Below are 15,389 nucleotides of genomic sequence, written 5' to 3' on the forward strand. Positions count from 1 at the left end.
CTCTTTGTCGATTGCAATATATGCCGTGTACGAGACTAAATCCTATGCGGATAATTGGGCATGTGAAGTCCTTCTTTGCCTGTCGAACCCTGGCGGCCCAACCGAGTTCGCGGAATGCCGGCCGTCAATCCACAAGCTTTGGAAACATTTGGCGGAGGGGCGGTCCTTCCCCGTCTGTAGCGGTATCGGTTTTCGAGCGTCTCGTCCGGGGTATGAGCCCTATTACTGCGAAGCTGGGTATCGGCTGAGCCAGCGTAGTGGAGACCGCGGCCGCGAAGCGACATGCATTTCGTTGCGGCCGGTCCCAACAGGCAACGACAGTTGTACGAGGCGGTGGCTGGACGGGCGACAGGCGGGTCAATGGGAATGGGCACAAGGACGACGCGTATGCGTAGCGTACCGGCTGAAACCGCCGCATGTGCGCCAACACCCCCGCTTCGTCGACCTAACGATTGATGGGGTGGCGCCCCAACGTGTGTGGTTTTGATCCGATGCCCGTCCTATTCGTCGAATTGGCTGAGACCTGCGCACCGACGATCTCAAGCGAGATCCTCGCGGCTGTCGTCAGCATTGAAAGCGGCATTGCGCCGTTGGCGATCCGTATCAACAGTGATTATCCGCTCGGCGCTCCGCCGCGCGATATCGTCGAAGCCGCCGATATTGCGACCAGGCTCATTGCCGAGGGCCATAGCGTGGATCTCGGGCTCGGGGGCCTAAGCCCGTCTGACCTTGCGAGCATGGGAATGAGCATCGTCGATGGCTTTGACCCGTGCGAGAACCTCAAGGCCACGGCGCACCTTCTGACGCAATACCGGGTCGCTGCGGACCGCGCGGGGTTCGAAGGCACAGAGCTCGAAGCCGTCACGCTGCGCGCCTACTTCGGTCGGGGCGATGCAAAGATCGGTGAGATCGTCGGATACGACCGCCGTGTTCAAATAGAAGAGGAGCGGTTGAAGCCACGCCTGGCCGAGCTCGTACTGGAAGATGTCACGCAGCAGGCACGGTCGCCGCAGCGAGCAATGGGTGGCGGCGACATTGACCCAATGCCCAAAAATGACGCGCCGCGCGACGAACCCATAAAGGCACACGAGGTCCAGCCGTTGTCCCCCGGCGGCCAGGATGAGTGGGATGTATTTGCTTCCAAAGCGGGCTCTTCGGTTGTCGTTTTTGCCAACAATAAAGGGAGTTTCGAATGACCTTGCGATCGCATCTAAAGCCTGTTGCGGCGTCGATATTGATCACCGCAGCGACGACCTTGGCGATGATGGAACCAGCCTTCGCCCAGGCCGCTGGCATTGAAAACGTGCTTCAGAACATTGTCGATATGCTGACCGGCAATATCGCGCGCCTGCTCGCGGTCATCGCCATCATAGTCATCTGCATCTCCTGGATGTTCGGTTACATGGATCTGCGCAAGGCAGGATTTTGGATCATCGGTATCGGCGGCATCTTCGGCGCCACTGAACTGGTCAACACGATCGTCGGATGATGCTCATGTCGCGCGCTGCTGCTGTTGAGGAAGACACGCTATTTCTTGCCTGCACGCGTCCCATCATGGTTGCCGGGGTGACGATGGAGGCGATGGCGATCAACGTGATGCTGACGACGATCCTGTTCATCGTCGCCGGCTCGATTGTCTATGCCCTGGTTGGCGTGGTTCTCCATCTCGCTTTCAAAGCACTCGTCAAGCACGACCACAATATGTTCCGCGTCCTCGTTGCCTGCGTCGAAACGCGATGCAGGGCGCGCAACGCGGTTCTGTGGGGAGGCTCGACTGTCACTCCCTTGCGCCTTGATCATGTTATGGCCTGGAGGATCTAGACCTTGACTAGTTTTGCTAAGTTCAAAGCCCGCGAACTGGAACCGGAAACCTTCATTCCCTACGTCCGTCACATCGATGAGACCGTCATTGGCCTCGATTCTCGCGCTTTGATGACGGTCATCGCCCTTGAAGGCATCGCTTTTGAAACTGCTGATCCGCTCGATATCGATGCGTTTCACCGCGATCTCAACACGCTTTATCGCAACATCGCCGATGAGCGGTTGGCGCTATGGGCACATATCATCCGCCGGCGCGACAATGACTATCCGAATGGCGTTTATGCCAATGCCTTCTCCGACAGCCTCAATCGAAAATACCGCGACAGGATGGTTGGCGAGGATCTCTTTCGCAACGATCTCTATCTGACGCTGGTGTGGCATCCGGCCCGCCATCCTGCTCGCAAGATCGCATCGCTGTTGACGAGGCTAAAGACCGCACGGGCCACTGGCTTCGAACTTGATCGCCAGGCCCTCAAACATCTGGTCGACGTGACGACCGACGTCTCAGCCGGCTTGGCGCGCTTCGCGCCGCGCATTTTATCGATCTATGAGCACGACGGCATTGTCTTTTCCGAGCCGAGTGAGGTGCTCCATCAACTGGTCGGCGGCAGGCGAGAACCGATCCCGCTTACGCAAGGGCGCATTTCTTCAGCGATTTACTCCGACCGGGTCATCATTGGCCGGGAAACCGCCGAGATACGACATGAAGCCGCGAGCCGTTTCGCCGGCATGTTCGGGTTCAAGGAGTACCCGGCGCGCACCCGCACTGGCATGCTTGATGACCTGCTGACGGCGCCGTTCGAGCTCATCCTCACTCAGTCATTCGCCTTTGTCAGCAAGGCCGACGCCAAGGTGATAATGGGGCGCAAACAGAACCAGATGGTCAGCGCTGGCGACAGGGCATGTTCACAACTGCACGAGCTTGCAGACGCCCTCGACGATCTGGAATCAAACCGGTTCGCCCTGGGCGAACATCATCTGACGCTCGCAGTCTTTGCGCCATCGGTGACGGAGCTCAATGACAATCTGGCAAAGTCGCGCGCGCACCTCACCAATGGGGGTGCAGTCGTTGCCCGTGAGGATCTCGGGCTCGAAGCAGCCTGGTGGGCGCAGCTTCCGGGCAATTTTCGCTATCGCGCCCGCTCTGGCGCAATCACGTCCAAAAATTTCGCCGCTCTTTCTCCGTTCCATTCCTATCCCCGCGGTCAGGAGCACGGCAACGAATGGGGCCCCGCCGTCGCTCTCCTGAAAACCGCATCCGGATCGCCGTTCTATTTCAACTTCCACCATGGTGATCTCGGCAATACTTTCGTCTGCGGACCGACAGGATCGGGCAAAACCGTCGTCGTCAATTTCATGCTCTCTCAGTTGCAGAAGCATGATCCGCATATTGTCTTCTTCGACAAGGACCGTGGCGCCGATCTGTTCGTGCGCGCCGCAGGCGGGATTTATCTGCCGCTGCAAAATGGTGCGCCAACTGGATGCGCACCACTTAAGGGTCTTGAGCTCACGCCGCAGAACAAGGTCTTTCTGTCCCAATGGATCGCGAAGCTTGTCGGCTCGAAGGCGCGTGAGCTTTCCGTTACCGAAGTCCGCGATATTGCCGGCGCCATCGAGGGAATTGCTGACCTTTCGCGCGATGAGCGCACCATAGGGGCGCTGCGTGCTTTCCTCGACAACACTGATCCTGAGGGCATAGCGGCGCGCCTGCGTCGCTGGGAAAAAGGCGGGCCGCTTGGCTGGGTGTTCGACAATGATGCCGACGACATAGGCATCGGCGCGAAGTTCCTCGGCTATGACATGACGCATTTCCTCGACAATGAGGAAATCCGCACGCCACTGATGGCCTATCTGTTTTATCGCGTCGAGCAGTTGATCGACGGCCGCCGGATCATCATCGTCGTCGACGAATTCTGGAAGGCGCTTGCCGACGAGGCCTTCCGCGATCTTGCTCAAAACAAGCTGAAGACGATCCGCAAGCAGAACGGATTGATGCTGTTTGCCACGCAAAGCCCACGCGACGCTATCGGTTCACCGATTGCACATACGATCATCGAACAATGCCCGACACAGCTATTCATGCCGAATGCGCGTGGAAGTCATGCCGATTATGTCGATGGTTTCAAGCTGACGGAGCGTGAGTTCGAACTGATATCGTGTGCACTCTCCAACGATGCGAGGCGGTTTATCGTCAAGCAGGGCCACAACAGCGTTGTCGCCGAACTCAATCTCGCAGGCTTCGACGATGAACTCGCCGTGTTGTCCGGGCGCACCGCCAATGTCGAACTGGGGGATCGTATCCGTGCGGACGTAGGAGACGATCCGTCCGCCTGGTTGCCGCTGTTCCAGCAAATGAGGAGTAAAAGCTGATGATCAGGAAGATGACAGCGATGATCGCTGCAGCCGCAGTGCTTTATGCAACAGGGACCTCAGGGCAGGGGATCCCGGTTGTCGATAACGCTGCAATCGCCAAACACATAGAGAGCATTGCCCAGTTGACCAAGCAACTGGATTCGATGAAGGCGCAGCTTGATCAGGCGCAGCAGCTTTACGGTTCCCTTAACAAACTGACCGATATGGCTGATATCGCAACCATTTTGAACGATCCGGCGATCCGCAACGCACTACCCGACGATTTCTCAGCCGTCCAAGGGCTGCTGAAGGGCGCAGGCGCCGGCGCCTTTGGCGATTCCGCCACGAGGTTCCTCGATGACAACAGCATCTATAAAACCAGCGCCAACGATTTCTACGCCTCAGAACTTGCTCGTATGCAGAACCGCAACGCCGGTCAGATGAGCCTCGGGCAGCAGATCTATGACGCGGCAACCAAGCGCATCGACGGCATCGACGAGTTGCGCAAACGGATTGCCGCGGCCGGAGACGCCAAGGACATAGCAGACCTTCAGGCCCGGCTGCTTGCCGAGACCGCCTTTCTCGAGACGGACACCCTGCGCATGCAGGCACTGCAGATGATCCAGCAAGCGCAGGTTCAGGTTGATCTGCAACGCCAGGCCGAAGACTGGCGCAAACGGATGGACGCAATGGGAGCCGCACTCAAATGACAACGTCGATGCCGACCCGCCTGCTGTTGCCCGTCGCCTGCTCGCACGGTGAGGTTCTCACCGACTTGAACCGCTTGGCCGAGGCGGTCCGTGGCAAGGCTCGGCTCGAGCGAACGAACAAGGCGCTTGGGGGCTAAGGCGGATGTACCAGGTCTTTGCTTTCCTCGACAATCAGTTCAAGGCTCCACTTGAGAGTTTCATTTCTTCCGGAACATCCAACATCAGCACGTGGGTGGCGGGGCCGTTGACGGCGGCCCTCGTGCTCTATGTCGTCCTCTATGGCTATCTGGTTCTCAGAGGGTCCATCGAAGCGCCTGTGCTGGAGTTTGCCTACCGCGCGATCAAGCTCGGCATTTTGGTGATGCTCGTGCGCAATGCTGCCGACTATCGGGCGTTTGTAACTGATCTATTCTTCACCAGTCTGCCGCAGGAAATCTCCACGGCGCTCAACACCGGCACCGTACCGAGTGCGTCGACATTTGATGCACTGCTCGACAAGGGGCAGGCGTCGGCCAACCAAATCTGGAACAGAAGCTCTTGGCCGCTCGACATCGCGACCGCGTTCGGTGGCCTCTTGATGGTCGTCATTACATTCGTCGTCGCTGCAATCGGCTATATCGTCTCCCTCTATGCCCGCGTCGCACTCGCCATCATTCTGGCACTCGGTCCCATTTTCATTGCACTGGCGATGTTTCAGAGCACGCGGCGCTTCACCGAAGCCTGGATCGGCCAACTGGTCAATTTCGTTATCTTACAGATCCTGGTCGTTGCGGTCGGCTCGCTGCTGATCACGACGCTCGACACGTCGTTCACCACCGTCGAAGCCTACGAGGACGTCTTGATGCGGCCGATAGCGATCGGAGCCATTGGGATCGCAAGCCTCTACGTCTTTTATCAGCTCCCCGGTATCGCAGCATCCCTTGCTGCCGGTGGTGCGTCGCTGACCTATGGCTACTCTGCGGCACGCGATGCGCATGAGAGTACGCTCACCTCCGGAGCAGTCGCTGTCCAGCGCATCGCGCGACGCGGTATGCGCGCCGCCGTTCGCCGCTTGTCGGAACACGACACGTCGTGACCTGCCGATGCTCTTCCAGCAAGGTGCCTCAACGGCGCTGCGACCCTTTACGGATGAACAAAGGATACCGGTCGATATGCCGCGAACTGTCTTCTGCCTCCTATTGTTGGCCCTGGTCAGCGGATGCAACACGATGACGTCTCATCTCCCGAAATGCGACGGATACACCAAACGCCCGCTCAACCGTTCAATGTGGCAATGGGAGGGCGGTAGACAGCGTTCTGCAAAACCGCTCGGTTACCTGCGTGAACAGCCAGTTCCCGCGGCCTTCGAGGAGTTTGACGAACGCGCGTCCTATCGCAAATGCGCCGAGGCGCTGGGGCGCCAATGATCACCCCGGATGGTTTGAAGGCCTATTTCGACAGGGCGCGCCGTTTCGATCAGGATCGATTGATAAGCGTCGAACGTTCGGCACGAATTGCCTGGACTATTGCGATTGTTGCAAGTTTCGTTGCCTGCGCCGCCGTCTTTGCCGTCGCTGCGCTCGCGCCATTAAAGACGGCCGTGCCATTCGTCGTGCGTGTCGACAATTCGACCGGTATTGTCGACGTGGTGTCGGCCCTGACCTCGGGGGCCGGAAGCTACGACGAAGCGGTGACGAAGTATTTTGCTGCGCGCTATGTCAGGGCGCGCGAAGGCTATGTTTGGTCGGAGGCCAAGGAGAATTTCGAGACCGTCTCACTCCTGTCGGCGCAACCCGAGCAGATGCGGTTTGCCACCCTTTACCGCGGCAGCAATCCCCACTCCCCACAAAATGTTTACGGGCGGGGTTCGACGGTGAAAGTCACGATCAAGTCGATCTCCCTGATCAACGCAAGCGTCGTGTCGGTGCGCTTTCTCAGCACCATCACCCGGGCAGACGATGTGCGCACAACCCATTGGGTGGCGACGATCACTTATTCCTATGTCAATGCCCCGGTCTCCTCGACCGACCGGCTGGTCAATCCAATTGGCTTTATCGTCAGTGAGTATCGGGCAGATCCGGAGGCGATCAATTGAAGACAATTTCATTTCCAGTCTTGGCCGCCCTTGTCGCCGTCACCGCGGTCTTTGATCCAGCCTTGGCCCTCAATATTCCGAGCGGCGCCGGGCAGGACAACCGTGTTCGTTTCGTCAACTATCAGCCGTATAACATCACCCGCATCGTCGGCACACTGCGCTCGTCGGTTCAGGTGGAGTTTGCGCCCAATGAGGAGATCGCGCATGTGGCGCTTGGCAATTCGGTAGCCTGGGAGGTGGCGCCAGCCGGCAATATTCTGTTCCTAAAACCGCGCGAAAACCAGCCGATCACCAACATCTCCATTGTCACGACAAGACGAGATGGCTCAAAGCGCAGTTACCAGATGGAGCTGACAGTGCGCGACGGCTCCGTTGTTGCCGGGCAAGATACCTATTTCTATGTGAAGTACCGCTATCCCACTGACGAGGCGCGGCGCCGGCGCCTGGAAGCGCAGGCCCGTGGCCAAGCGGAGAAAGCCGGTGCTGCAAATGACGTTTTGGCGCTCCATGAGCAATATGGCCCGCGCAACTGGCAATATTCGGCGCAAGGATCTGCCGCGATCGAACCGCAGGCCGTTTACGACAACGGCAAGCTTACAACCTTTGTCTTCGGCGACAACCGGGAGATCCCGGCAATCTACCTTGAGAACTCCGACGGAACCGAAAGTCTCGTCCCGAAATCCGTCTCCGGTGATCTCGTGCTCGTCCATGCCATCAGCCGCAAGTTCATCCTGCGTCGCGGAGCGGATGTGATCTGCGTCTTCAACGAGGCCCAGACTCTTGGCGCAGACAACCCCGGGACACATACGACCTCTCCATCGGTGGAGAGGGTCGTCAAGGTACCAGATGAGGACACAGCCCAAAGAGACGCACAATGACAGACGATGTTCCAACGACGATACCCGGCGAACGCGGACATGCCCAGCTTCCCCAAGGGTTCGACAGCAACCCGGCTCTCAGACGCGGCGCCGTTGTCGCAGCTATCCTCGCCTTCATCGGCTTCGGGCTGTGGTCGATGCGTTCGCAGACCCTTGACCCGAATGCCAATCGTGAGGAGCGGGTGGTCATCCGGCAAGCGACGGACTTCGAGCCGGCAAAAGAGGAGCCGAAGACGGTGGAGCCATTGCCCGAAGTCAAATTGCCAACGCCGGTTGTCGCCGAAGCGCCCACCGAACCCGAAAAAGACGAGCTTCTGGAATCTGCCCGGCGAGCCCCAGTCATGGCCTTCAACGCAGGCCAAGGGATCGATCGCCGTTCCGAATACACGCAAACACCGCCGGATCAAGCTTCGACCTATCTGCCCATTAATGGCGCGCTTGGCGGCGAGGTAGGCGAGAACGAAGATCAGCGTTTCGACCGCAGGCTGAAGCCGACACGGCTCGAAGGTTCGCGCGCCGGACATCTCGGCAACCGGAACTATATCGTCGCGATGGGGACTTCGATCCCGTGCGTGCTCGAAACGGCGCTGTCTTCTGACCAGCCTGGCTTCGCGAGCTGTGTCATCAATCGCGACGTGTTTTCGGATAACGGCCGCGTGGTGCTGATGGAGAAGGGCACACAAGTTGTCGGCGAATACCGCGGCGGTCTGCGGCGCGGCCAGAAGCGGCTCTTCGTCCTCTGGAACCGTGCGAAAACGCCAACCGGTGTCATCATTGCGCTTGCTTCACCCGCAACCGATGCGCTCGGTCGAGCCGGTTTTGACGGTCATGTCGACAGTCATTGGTGGGAGCGCTTCGGCAGTGCTTTGCTCCTGTCGATCGTTGGTGATGTGGCGAGCTTTGGCGGAAGGCAATTACAGGATCAGGACGTTGACGCGGAGGGTACGACGAGCGCCGGCAGGCAAGCGGCAGCGATCGCCGTCGAGCAATCGATTAATATTGTCCCGACGCTCAGCAAGCATCAGGGCGAGCTCGTGTCGATTTTCGTGGCGCGTGATCTCGATTTTTCCGGGATCTATGAATTGCGGGTGTCCAAACCACGTAACTCTGTTCTCGAACGTTCTGTCCTCGGCGACTTCAGCAAACGCGCGCGCGTCGTAACGAAATGAGGATCAGCGCGTGACGGGAACGTGCGACGCGCCTGTCGTGCGCCAGCTTCTCCAGCCGATCGCCGGGTTGCTGCAAAACCCCACACTCTATGAGGTGGTCATCAACCGGCCGGGCGAAGTCCTGGCAGAAGGGTCCGCTGGCTGGTCGCGCTTTGACGTTGCGGAACTGACCTTCGACAGATTGATGCGTCTTGCCCGCGCCGTTGCCAGTCATTCGCATCAGGCGATCGACGAGGCGAGGCCGATCCTTTCGGCAACTCTTCCGGACGACGAGCGTATTCAGATCGTTATCCCGCCGGCAACAACAAAAGGCACGGTTAGCATCACCATTCGCAAACCCTCATCCGTGTCCCTGTCGTTAGGCGGCCTAGACGCAGCAGGACTATTTACCGTGACCGCCGCGGCGGGTGATCGAGCCGACAGTCCGGACAGAAGGCTGTCTAAGCTTTACGAAGCCGGAAACTATGCGGCGTTCCTGGAGCAATCGGTTGTCGCCCGGAAGAACATCATTATTTCCGGGGCGACCGGCTCGGGTAAAACCACGCTGTCGAAGGCGCTGATCCAGCACATTCCGACGTTCGAGCGCATTATCACAATCGAGGACACAGCCGAGCTGGTCATACCGCAACCAAACCACGTTCGACTGTTCTATTCGAAGGGGGAACAGGGCCTTGCGAAAATCGGTCCCAAGGAGCTGCTGGAGTCAAGCCTGCGGATGCGTCCCGATCGTGTCCTGCTGCAGGAACTGCGCGACGGCACGGCTTTCTACTACATCCGAAATATCAACTCCGGGCATCCAGGGTCCATCACCACAGTGCACGCTGACTCGGCAGCCCTCGCGTTTGAGCAACTGACCCTGCTCGTTAAGGAATCCGACGGCGGGCAGGATCTCGCGCGCGACGATATTCGCGACCTGTTGAAGATGTTGGTCGATATCGTCGTTCAGTGCAAACGGGTCGAGGGGAAGTTCCGCGTAACGGAGATATGGTTTGATTGGCCAGCGTAGTGGTTAGTCGAGGGAACGTTTCCTGAAAAGATTTTCGAGCGCTGCTCTCTGCAACCTTTGCTTGGGGCTCGATTGAGGAGTATTGTTTGGGGTCAAGACCCTTGATCACGAGTGGGGCGGGAGACCGCGGCACCCTTCATCGCCCTTCGACTGCGGGTGAGGAGTTCATGTGTTCGGGAGGAAGAGGTGAAACGAAGACCCCATATTGAAGGGAGGACGTCGCGTCGCAAGTTCCTTAGCGGTGCGGCTATGGCCGGCGCGGCGGTGATCGCTGCACCGAGTGTCGTCAAGGCGCAAGGGCCCGTCAACATGCGCTGGCAGAGCACATGGCCCTCCAAGGATATCTTTCACGAGTTCGCGCTCGATTTCGCCAAGAAGGTCAACGACATGACCGGCGGCGACCTGAAGATCGAGGTGTTGCCGGCGGGCGCCGTCGTGCCAGCCTTCGGCCTGCTCGACGCAGTGTCGCAAGGAACCCTCGACGGCGGCCACGGCGTTCTTGTCTACCACTACGGGAAACAGACGGCGCTGGCCCTCTGGGGCTCCGGGCCGGGCTTCGCAATGGACGCCAACATGCTGCTGGCGTGGCACAAATATGGCGGCGGCAAGGAGCTTCTCGCCAAGCTTTATGAATCCATCGGCGCCAATGTCGTTTCGTTCCCTTATGGTCCGATGCCGACACAACCGCTCGGCTGGTTCAAGAAGCCTGTGGCCAAGGTTGAGGATCTCCAAGGACTGAAATTCCGCACTGTCGGCATCTCGATCGACGTCTTCACCGGTCTCGGGGCGGCAGTCAATGCGTTGCCGGGCGGCGAGATCGTCGCGGCACTGGACCGTGGGTTGCTCGACGCGGCCGAATTCAACAACGCTTCGTCCGACCGCGTCCTTGGTTTCCCCGACGTCTCGAAGATCTGCATGCTGCAGAGCTACCACCAGAATGCCGAGCAGTTCGAAATCATGTTCAACAAGACGAAATACGACGCGCTGCCTGAGCAAATGAAGGCCATCATCGCCAATGCCGTTGAGGCTGCTTCACAGGACATGCACTGGAAGGCGATCGATCGCTATTCGAAAGACTATTTGGAGATGCAGACGACCGACAAGGTAAAATTCTACAAGACGCCTGAAACGATCCTCAAGAGGCAATTGGAGGTTTACGACGAGGTCGTGAAGAAGAAAGCGGCCGAAAACCCGCTCTTCAAGGAGATTCTTCAGTCCCAGCTCGCTTTTGCACAGCGGGCAACGCGGTGGGAACAGGACACCGTCGTCGGCCGGAGATTGGTGTTCGATCACTATTTCGGTCCGGACGGTGTCGCCAAAGAACTCTGACGCGTGGCTCGGGCATTTCGGGCGGAGAACTTCTGGCCAAAAGAATGCACCATCTGGGGGCACGCGTGACCGTTCAGGATTTTCTGCTCAGGATCGATGCAATCAGCGTGTGGGTTGGAAAGGCCGCGGCGTGGCTCATCATTGGGCTGATGACACTTGTCTGCGTCGAGGTCTTCAAACGCTACATCATGAACATGCCGACCGCCTGGATCTTCGACGCCAGCAACATGTTTTACGGCACGCTGTTCATGCTCGCCGGAGCGTACGGTTTGGCGCAGAACGCTCATGTGCGTGGTGACTTTCTCTACAGCTCACTCAGACCGCGGATACAGGCCGGGCTCGATCTCGTCCTCTACATCCTCTTCTTCCTGCCCGGCGTCGCCGCCCTCGTTTACGCGGGTTACGATTACGCGGCACTTTCGTGGCGGATCGGCGAGCATTCGACCGTGACGGCAGAGGGGCCGCCGATCTACTACTTCAAGACCGTCATACCGATAGCCGGTGCTCTCGTGATGCTTCAAGGACTGGCCGAGATCATGCGCTGCATCGTCTGTCTCAGGTCCGGAGAATGGCCGAGCCGCATTGAGGATGTCGAGGAGATCGACGTCGTCGCCGAGCAGCTTGCGCATAGCGAGCACATAGACGCCGAAACGCGCGAGGCCGCGATCGAGCGCGCCCAGGACATCGACAGGGCAGCGCGAAAACGAGGCCTGGGGGGAGACATCGAGACGTGAGCGATCCGTTCCTCGGACTGACGATGCTGATCTTCATCGTGATCGTGATCATGATGGGGTTCCCGACAGCCTTTACGCTGATGGGGCTCGGCATGCTCTTTGGATTCTATGCCTTCTACAATCCGGCCGAGCACTGGATCGACAATCGCGTCTTCGACCTAATGGTTCAGCGCACCTACGGCGCGATGACCAACGACGTCCTGATCTCCATCCCTCTCTTCGTGCTGATGGGCTACGTGATGGAGCGCGGTGCGCTGGTCGACAAGATGTTCTACAGCATCCAGCTCTGTTTCAGACGGGTGCCGGCGTCGCTTGCCGTTGCAACGCTCATCGTTTGCACCTTCTGGGGCATCGCCAGCGGCCTCGTCGGCGCCGTGGTGGTGCTGATGGGCGTCATCGCGATGAACCCGATGCTGCGCGCCGGCTACGACGTGAAGCTTGCCTCGGGCGTCATCACCGCCGGCGGCACGCTGGGCATTTTGATCCCGCCATCGGTGATGATTATCGTCTACGCGGCGGTTGCCGGGCAGTCGGTCGTCAAGCTTTATGCCGCGGCGATGTTGCCCGGCTTTTTCCTTGCGTTCCTCTATCTTGTCTACATTCTCGGCTGGGCGATGATCAATCCGAAGATCGCACCCGCCTTACCCGAAGAACAGACAAGAGTTCCGGTGCCCGATTGGATGAGGAGCTTTGAGGCCCTCTATTCACACAACATGTTAGCCGGGCTCTTCTCCGCGCTCTTTTCGCCGTCGCGGGCGATGGCAATCGAGACCCCGGAGGGGCGGCTCACCTATTGGAAGCTGATCAAGAATACCTGCGCTGCGCTGGTACCTTTCTTGCTGACCGCATTCACGCTTGCGCTCGTGTGGTGGTATGTCGTCATTTATCCGCAAGCCTCGGCCGAGGCCGAAGCGCCCGAAGGGCTTGAGGAGCTCGGCGCGCCGGCGCTCGATGCGGGTCCGGCGGCGGTCGACGGGCCGACAGGGAGTTTCTACGTAACGTTCGGCATCATCGCCGCCATCGCCGCGGTCGTACTCGTGCGCTACTACCGCAACATGACCACGGATCGCTTGCAGGTCGTGAAGCTTCTGGTCTCCTCCGTCATGCCGCTCGGCATTCTCACTGCGCTCGTCCTTGCCGTTATCCTGTTCGGGATCACGACGGCGACTGAGTCCGCTGCCGTCGGCGCTGCAGGGGCCTTCCTGCTTGCGTTCCAGGCCCGGACGCTCAACTGGAAGCGCACCAAGGAAGCGGTATTCCTGACGGCGAAGACGACCGCGATGGTCTGCTGGCTCTTTGTCGGCTCAGCGCTCTTCTCCGCGGTCTTTGCTATCCTTGGCGGCCAGGCGCTCGTCGAAGAATGGGTGCTGGCGCTCGACCTGACGCCGGTGCAGTTCATGATCCTGTCGCAGGCGATCATATTCGTTCTCGGCTGGCCACTCGAATGGACCGAGATCATCATCATCTTCGTGCCGATCTTCCTGCCGCTGCTAAGCCACTTCGACATCGATCCCATTCTCTGGGGTGTCCTCGTTTTCGTCAATCTTCAGGCAGCGTTCCTGTCGCCGCCAGTCGCGATGTCGGCCTATTATCTCAAAGGTGTCTCGCCGCCACAGGTCACCCTCAGCCAGATCTTCGCAGGCATGATACCCTACATGCTGATCGTCATACTCTGCATGGTCATCATGTATGTCTGGCCGGGCATGGCGCTCTGGCTTCCGTATTATCTCTACGGCTGAGAGACTACCGCCTCATCTGTGCTCTCGGCAACGCAGGCGGCGCCTACACGTTCACGCCGCTTGGTCATCGGGCGCGTCGCTACCCGAACGAGGCTTACGTCTCATCCGCTGTCGAGTGCGAAGTTTCCCGGGAGGTCTCGCACGATAAATGCCAGCGGCGGCAGTCAATCCGGTCGATTGGTCTCCCGGCTGCGGCGGCAGCCTGCGCCGAGCAGCAGACTGTTTGACAACAACCGGTTATTGCCGGATCGTAGGCGTTTAGCTGTGAACTTCCATGCCAGCAGTCTCTTGACGCAGCGTTGTCTGCGTGGCGATGCCAGCTCGGTCGAGCAATCCCATCGAGCGGTGCCCACGAGCCCCTTTGAAGCCGAGCAGAGCCTAAACCAACCTGGGAGGATAACGTGAGCGACCATATCTATAAGAAGGTGGAACTTGTCGGTAGTTCGAAGGTCTCGGTGACCGAGGCGATCGAAACAGCGATTATGCGGGCCTCGAAAACCATGAGAAACCTCGAATGGTTCGAGGTGGATCAAATCCGCGGACAGATCAAGGAAGGCGCAGTGGCGCACTATCAGGTGGTTATGAAGGTCGGATTTCGGATAGACGATTGAAACGTTAGGCCGGTTCCTCGTTCCGACGTACCAACCGGTCTCCGCCTGTCGAACGGTTATCCATGGAGGTTCACGGTCGGCGTTTGTAGCGTAACGGCGAGGAATACCTCTCGGTCGAGCTGGAAGCGCCCGAGATCGGCGTGATCTTCGGCAAACGTCGCGCCTGCGCCTGCGGTGAGGGGAGCCGCAAGGCCAACTTCGTAATCCATTCGCAGACACGCTCATATCATGCGTTGTCGCAATCTTTCGGCCTCCTGCGGACCTTGGCGATCCTGCGAGCCCGTCCGTCGGCGTCACGGCTATTGAAGAGCTTCGCAGCCTTGCACTGAATTCCGGGCGATAACGCTGCTCTTGTAGCGCCGACCCATACCATCCTCGCTGCGGTTTCTGAACGCCGGGATGCGATGGCGCGCACCGGCCACGTGTCTTTCCGATCGGTCGCCTCGGATGCCATTCCCGTTCTCGATGTCGCCTTTCTAAGGGACCGGCCGCGTCCAGCGTCAACCCGCAAGGGGTTTCCCTCCGCTTCGCTGCGGTGACACTTGCGGCTCGGCCCCTTCTTCGGGCGCCATCGGGAATGGTTCCCGAGCAACCGAAGGAGACAGCACCATGGCCACCACGATCGCAACCCTTACCGAAAAGACCGACGGCACCCTCGAAGGTCTCTTCGCCACCATTAAGGTCAACGCCCCGATCGCCCTCATCCCGAATGGGCAGAAGACAAGCGAAGGCGCCCCTGACTATCGCATCATCCACCGCCGCACCGGCTTCGAGATCGGCGCCGGCTGGTACCGGAACTCGCAGCGCACCGGCGAGGAATACCTCTCGGTCAAGCTCGAAGCGCCCGAGATCGGCGTGATTTTCGGCAATGTCGCACCGGCACCGGGCGGCGAGGCGAACCGCAAGGTCATCCTGTGGAATGATCCAGCCTGAGCGTCGCATACGCCGGCCCCGCGGTGATCGCGG

General features: G+C 59.2%; 17 protein-coding genes. 16 read left to right on the top strand and 1 reads right to left on the bottom strand.

All coding sequences use genetic code 11. The annotated features are described in order from the left end of the window. Positions 1-491 precede the first annotated feature (491 nt). From ASD02_RS09895 to ASD02_RS09965, 15 genes are all read left to right on the top strand, one after another. Complete coding sequence (locus tag ASD02_RS09895) at positions 492-1,196, top strand: transglycosylase SLT domain-containing protein (protein WP_057215266.1); 705 nt, start codon at positions 492-494, stop codon at positions 1,194-1,196. Next, entirely contained in the window at positions 1,193-1,489 is a 297-nt protein-coding gene (locus ASD02_RS09900; RefSeq protein ID WP_057215268.1) for a TrbC/VirB2 family protein, read from the top strand. The genes ASD02_RS09895 and ASD02_RS09900 overlap by 4 nt, the downstream gene beginning before the upstream one ends. A 5-nt stretch (positions 1,490-1,494) precedes the next feature. Continuing rightward, positions 1,495-1,821, top strand: a complete 327-nt coding sequence (locus ASD02_RS09905; RefSeq protein WP_057215337.1) for a type IV secretion system protein VirB3 — start codon at positions 1,495-1,497, stop codon at positions 1,819-1,821. Positions 1,822-1,824: 3 nt separating this feature from the next. Then, on the top strand, positions 1,825-4,191 hold the full coding sequence (locus tag ASD02_RS09910; protein ID WP_057215270.1) for a VirB4 family type IV secretion system protein: 2,367 nt from the start codon (positions 1,825-1,827) through the stop codon (positions 4,189-4,191). 11 nt (positions 4,192-4,202) lie between these two features. Beyond that, entirely contained in the window at positions 4,203-4,883 is a 681-nt protein-coding gene (gene virB5, locus ASD02_RS09915) for a P-type DNA transfer protein VirB5 (protein ID WP_057215339.1), read from the top strand. Then, positions 4,880-5,020, top strand: coding sequence for a hypothetical protein (locus tag ASD02_RS38140; RefSeq protein ID WP_156408003.1), 141 nt, complete (start codon positions 4,880-4,882; stop codon positions 5,018-5,020). Before virB5 ends, ASD02_RS38140 begins: the two co-directional genes overlap by 4 nt. A 5-nt stretch (positions 5,021-5,025) precedes the next feature. Then, positions 5,026-5,958 carry a type IV secretion system protein gene (locus ASD02_RS09920; RefSeq protein ID WP_057215272.1) on the top strand — a complete coding sequence of 311 codons (933 nt, stop codon included), beginning with the start codon at positions 5,026-5,028 and terminating at the stop codon, positions 5,956-5,958. Between the two features lie 327 nt (positions 5,959-6,285). Further along, complete coding sequence (locus ASD02_RS09930; protein WP_057215276.1) at positions 6,286-6,957, top strand: virB8 family protein; 672 nt, start codon at positions 6,286-6,288, stop codon at positions 6,955-6,957. Between the two features lie 5 nt (positions 6,958-6,962). Continuing rightward, a complete protein-coding gene (gene virB9 / locus ASD02_RS09935; protein ID WP_057215342.1) occupies positions 6,963-7,835 on the top strand; it encodes a P-type conjugative transfer protein VirB9 in 873 nt (290 codons plus the stop codon). Further along, positions 7,832-9,004 carry a type IV secretion system protein VirB10 gene (gene virB10 / locus ASD02_RS09940; protein ID WP_057215278.1) on the top strand — a complete coding sequence of 391 codons (1,173 nt, stop codon included), beginning with the start codon at positions 7,832-7,834 and terminating at the stop codon, positions 9,002-9,004. Before virB9 ends, virB10 begins: the two co-directional genes overlap by 4 nt. A 10-nt stretch (positions 9,005-9,014) precedes the next feature. After that, positions 9,015-10,010, top strand: a complete 996-nt coding sequence (gene virB11 / locus ASD02_RS09945) for a P-type DNA transfer ATPase VirB11 (RefSeq protein ID WP_057215280.1) — start codon at positions 9,015-9,017, stop codon at positions 10,008-10,010. A gap of 186 nt (positions 10,011-10,196) precedes the next feature. Next, on the top strand, positions 10,197-11,339 hold the full coding sequence (locus ASD02_RS09950) for a TRAP transporter substrate-binding protein (protein ID WP_057215283.1): 1,143 nt from the start codon (positions 10,197-10,199) through the stop codon (positions 11,337-11,339). 44 nt (positions 11,340-11,383) lie between these two features. Beyond that, entirely contained in the window at positions 11,384-12,073 is a 690-nt protein-coding gene (locus tag ASD02_RS09955) for a TRAP transporter small permease subunit (protein ID WP_057220630.1), read from the top strand. Continuing rightward, the gene (locus ASD02_RS09960) at positions 12,070-13,812 is read left to right on the top strand and encodes a TRAP transporter large permease subunit (RefSeq protein WP_057215289.1); all 1,743 of its coding nucleotides are present in this window, start codon (positions 12,070-12,072) and stop codon (positions 13,810-13,812) included. The genes ASD02_RS09955 and ASD02_RS09960 overlap by 4 nt, the downstream gene beginning before the upstream one ends. Before the next feature lie 401 nt (positions 13,813-14,213). After that, positions 14,214-14,423, top strand: coding sequence for a dodecin (locus ASD02_RS09965; RefSeq protein WP_057215292.1), 210 nt, complete (start codon positions 14,214-14,216; stop codon positions 14,421-14,423). Positions 14,424-14,479: 56 nt separating this feature from the next. On the opposite strand, the gene ASD02_RS38145 is transcribed toward ASD02_RS09965, so the two are convergent. Then, positions 14,480-14,632: a hypothetical protein gene (locus tag ASD02_RS38145; RefSeq protein ID WP_156408005.1), complete on the bottom strand. Its 153-nt coding sequence runs from the start codon at positions 14,630-14,632 to the stop codon at positions 14,480-14,482. A gap of 400 nt (positions 14,633-15,032) precedes the next feature. Between ASD02_RS38145 and ASD02_RS09970 the strand changes: the two genes are divergently transcribed. Beyond that, positions 15,033-15,356: a DUF736 family protein gene (locus ASD02_RS09970; RefSeq protein ID WP_057215297.1), complete on the top strand. Its 324-nt coding sequence runs from the start codon at positions 15,033-15,035 to the stop codon at positions 15,354-15,356. Positions 15,357-15,389: the final 33 nt, after the last annotated feature.

Source organism: Ensifer sp. Root1252 (assembly GCF_001425885.1).
Taxonomy (GTDB): domain Bacteria; phylum Pseudomonadota; class Alphaproteobacteria; order Rhizobiales; family Rhizobiaceae; genus Ensifer; species Ensifer canadensis.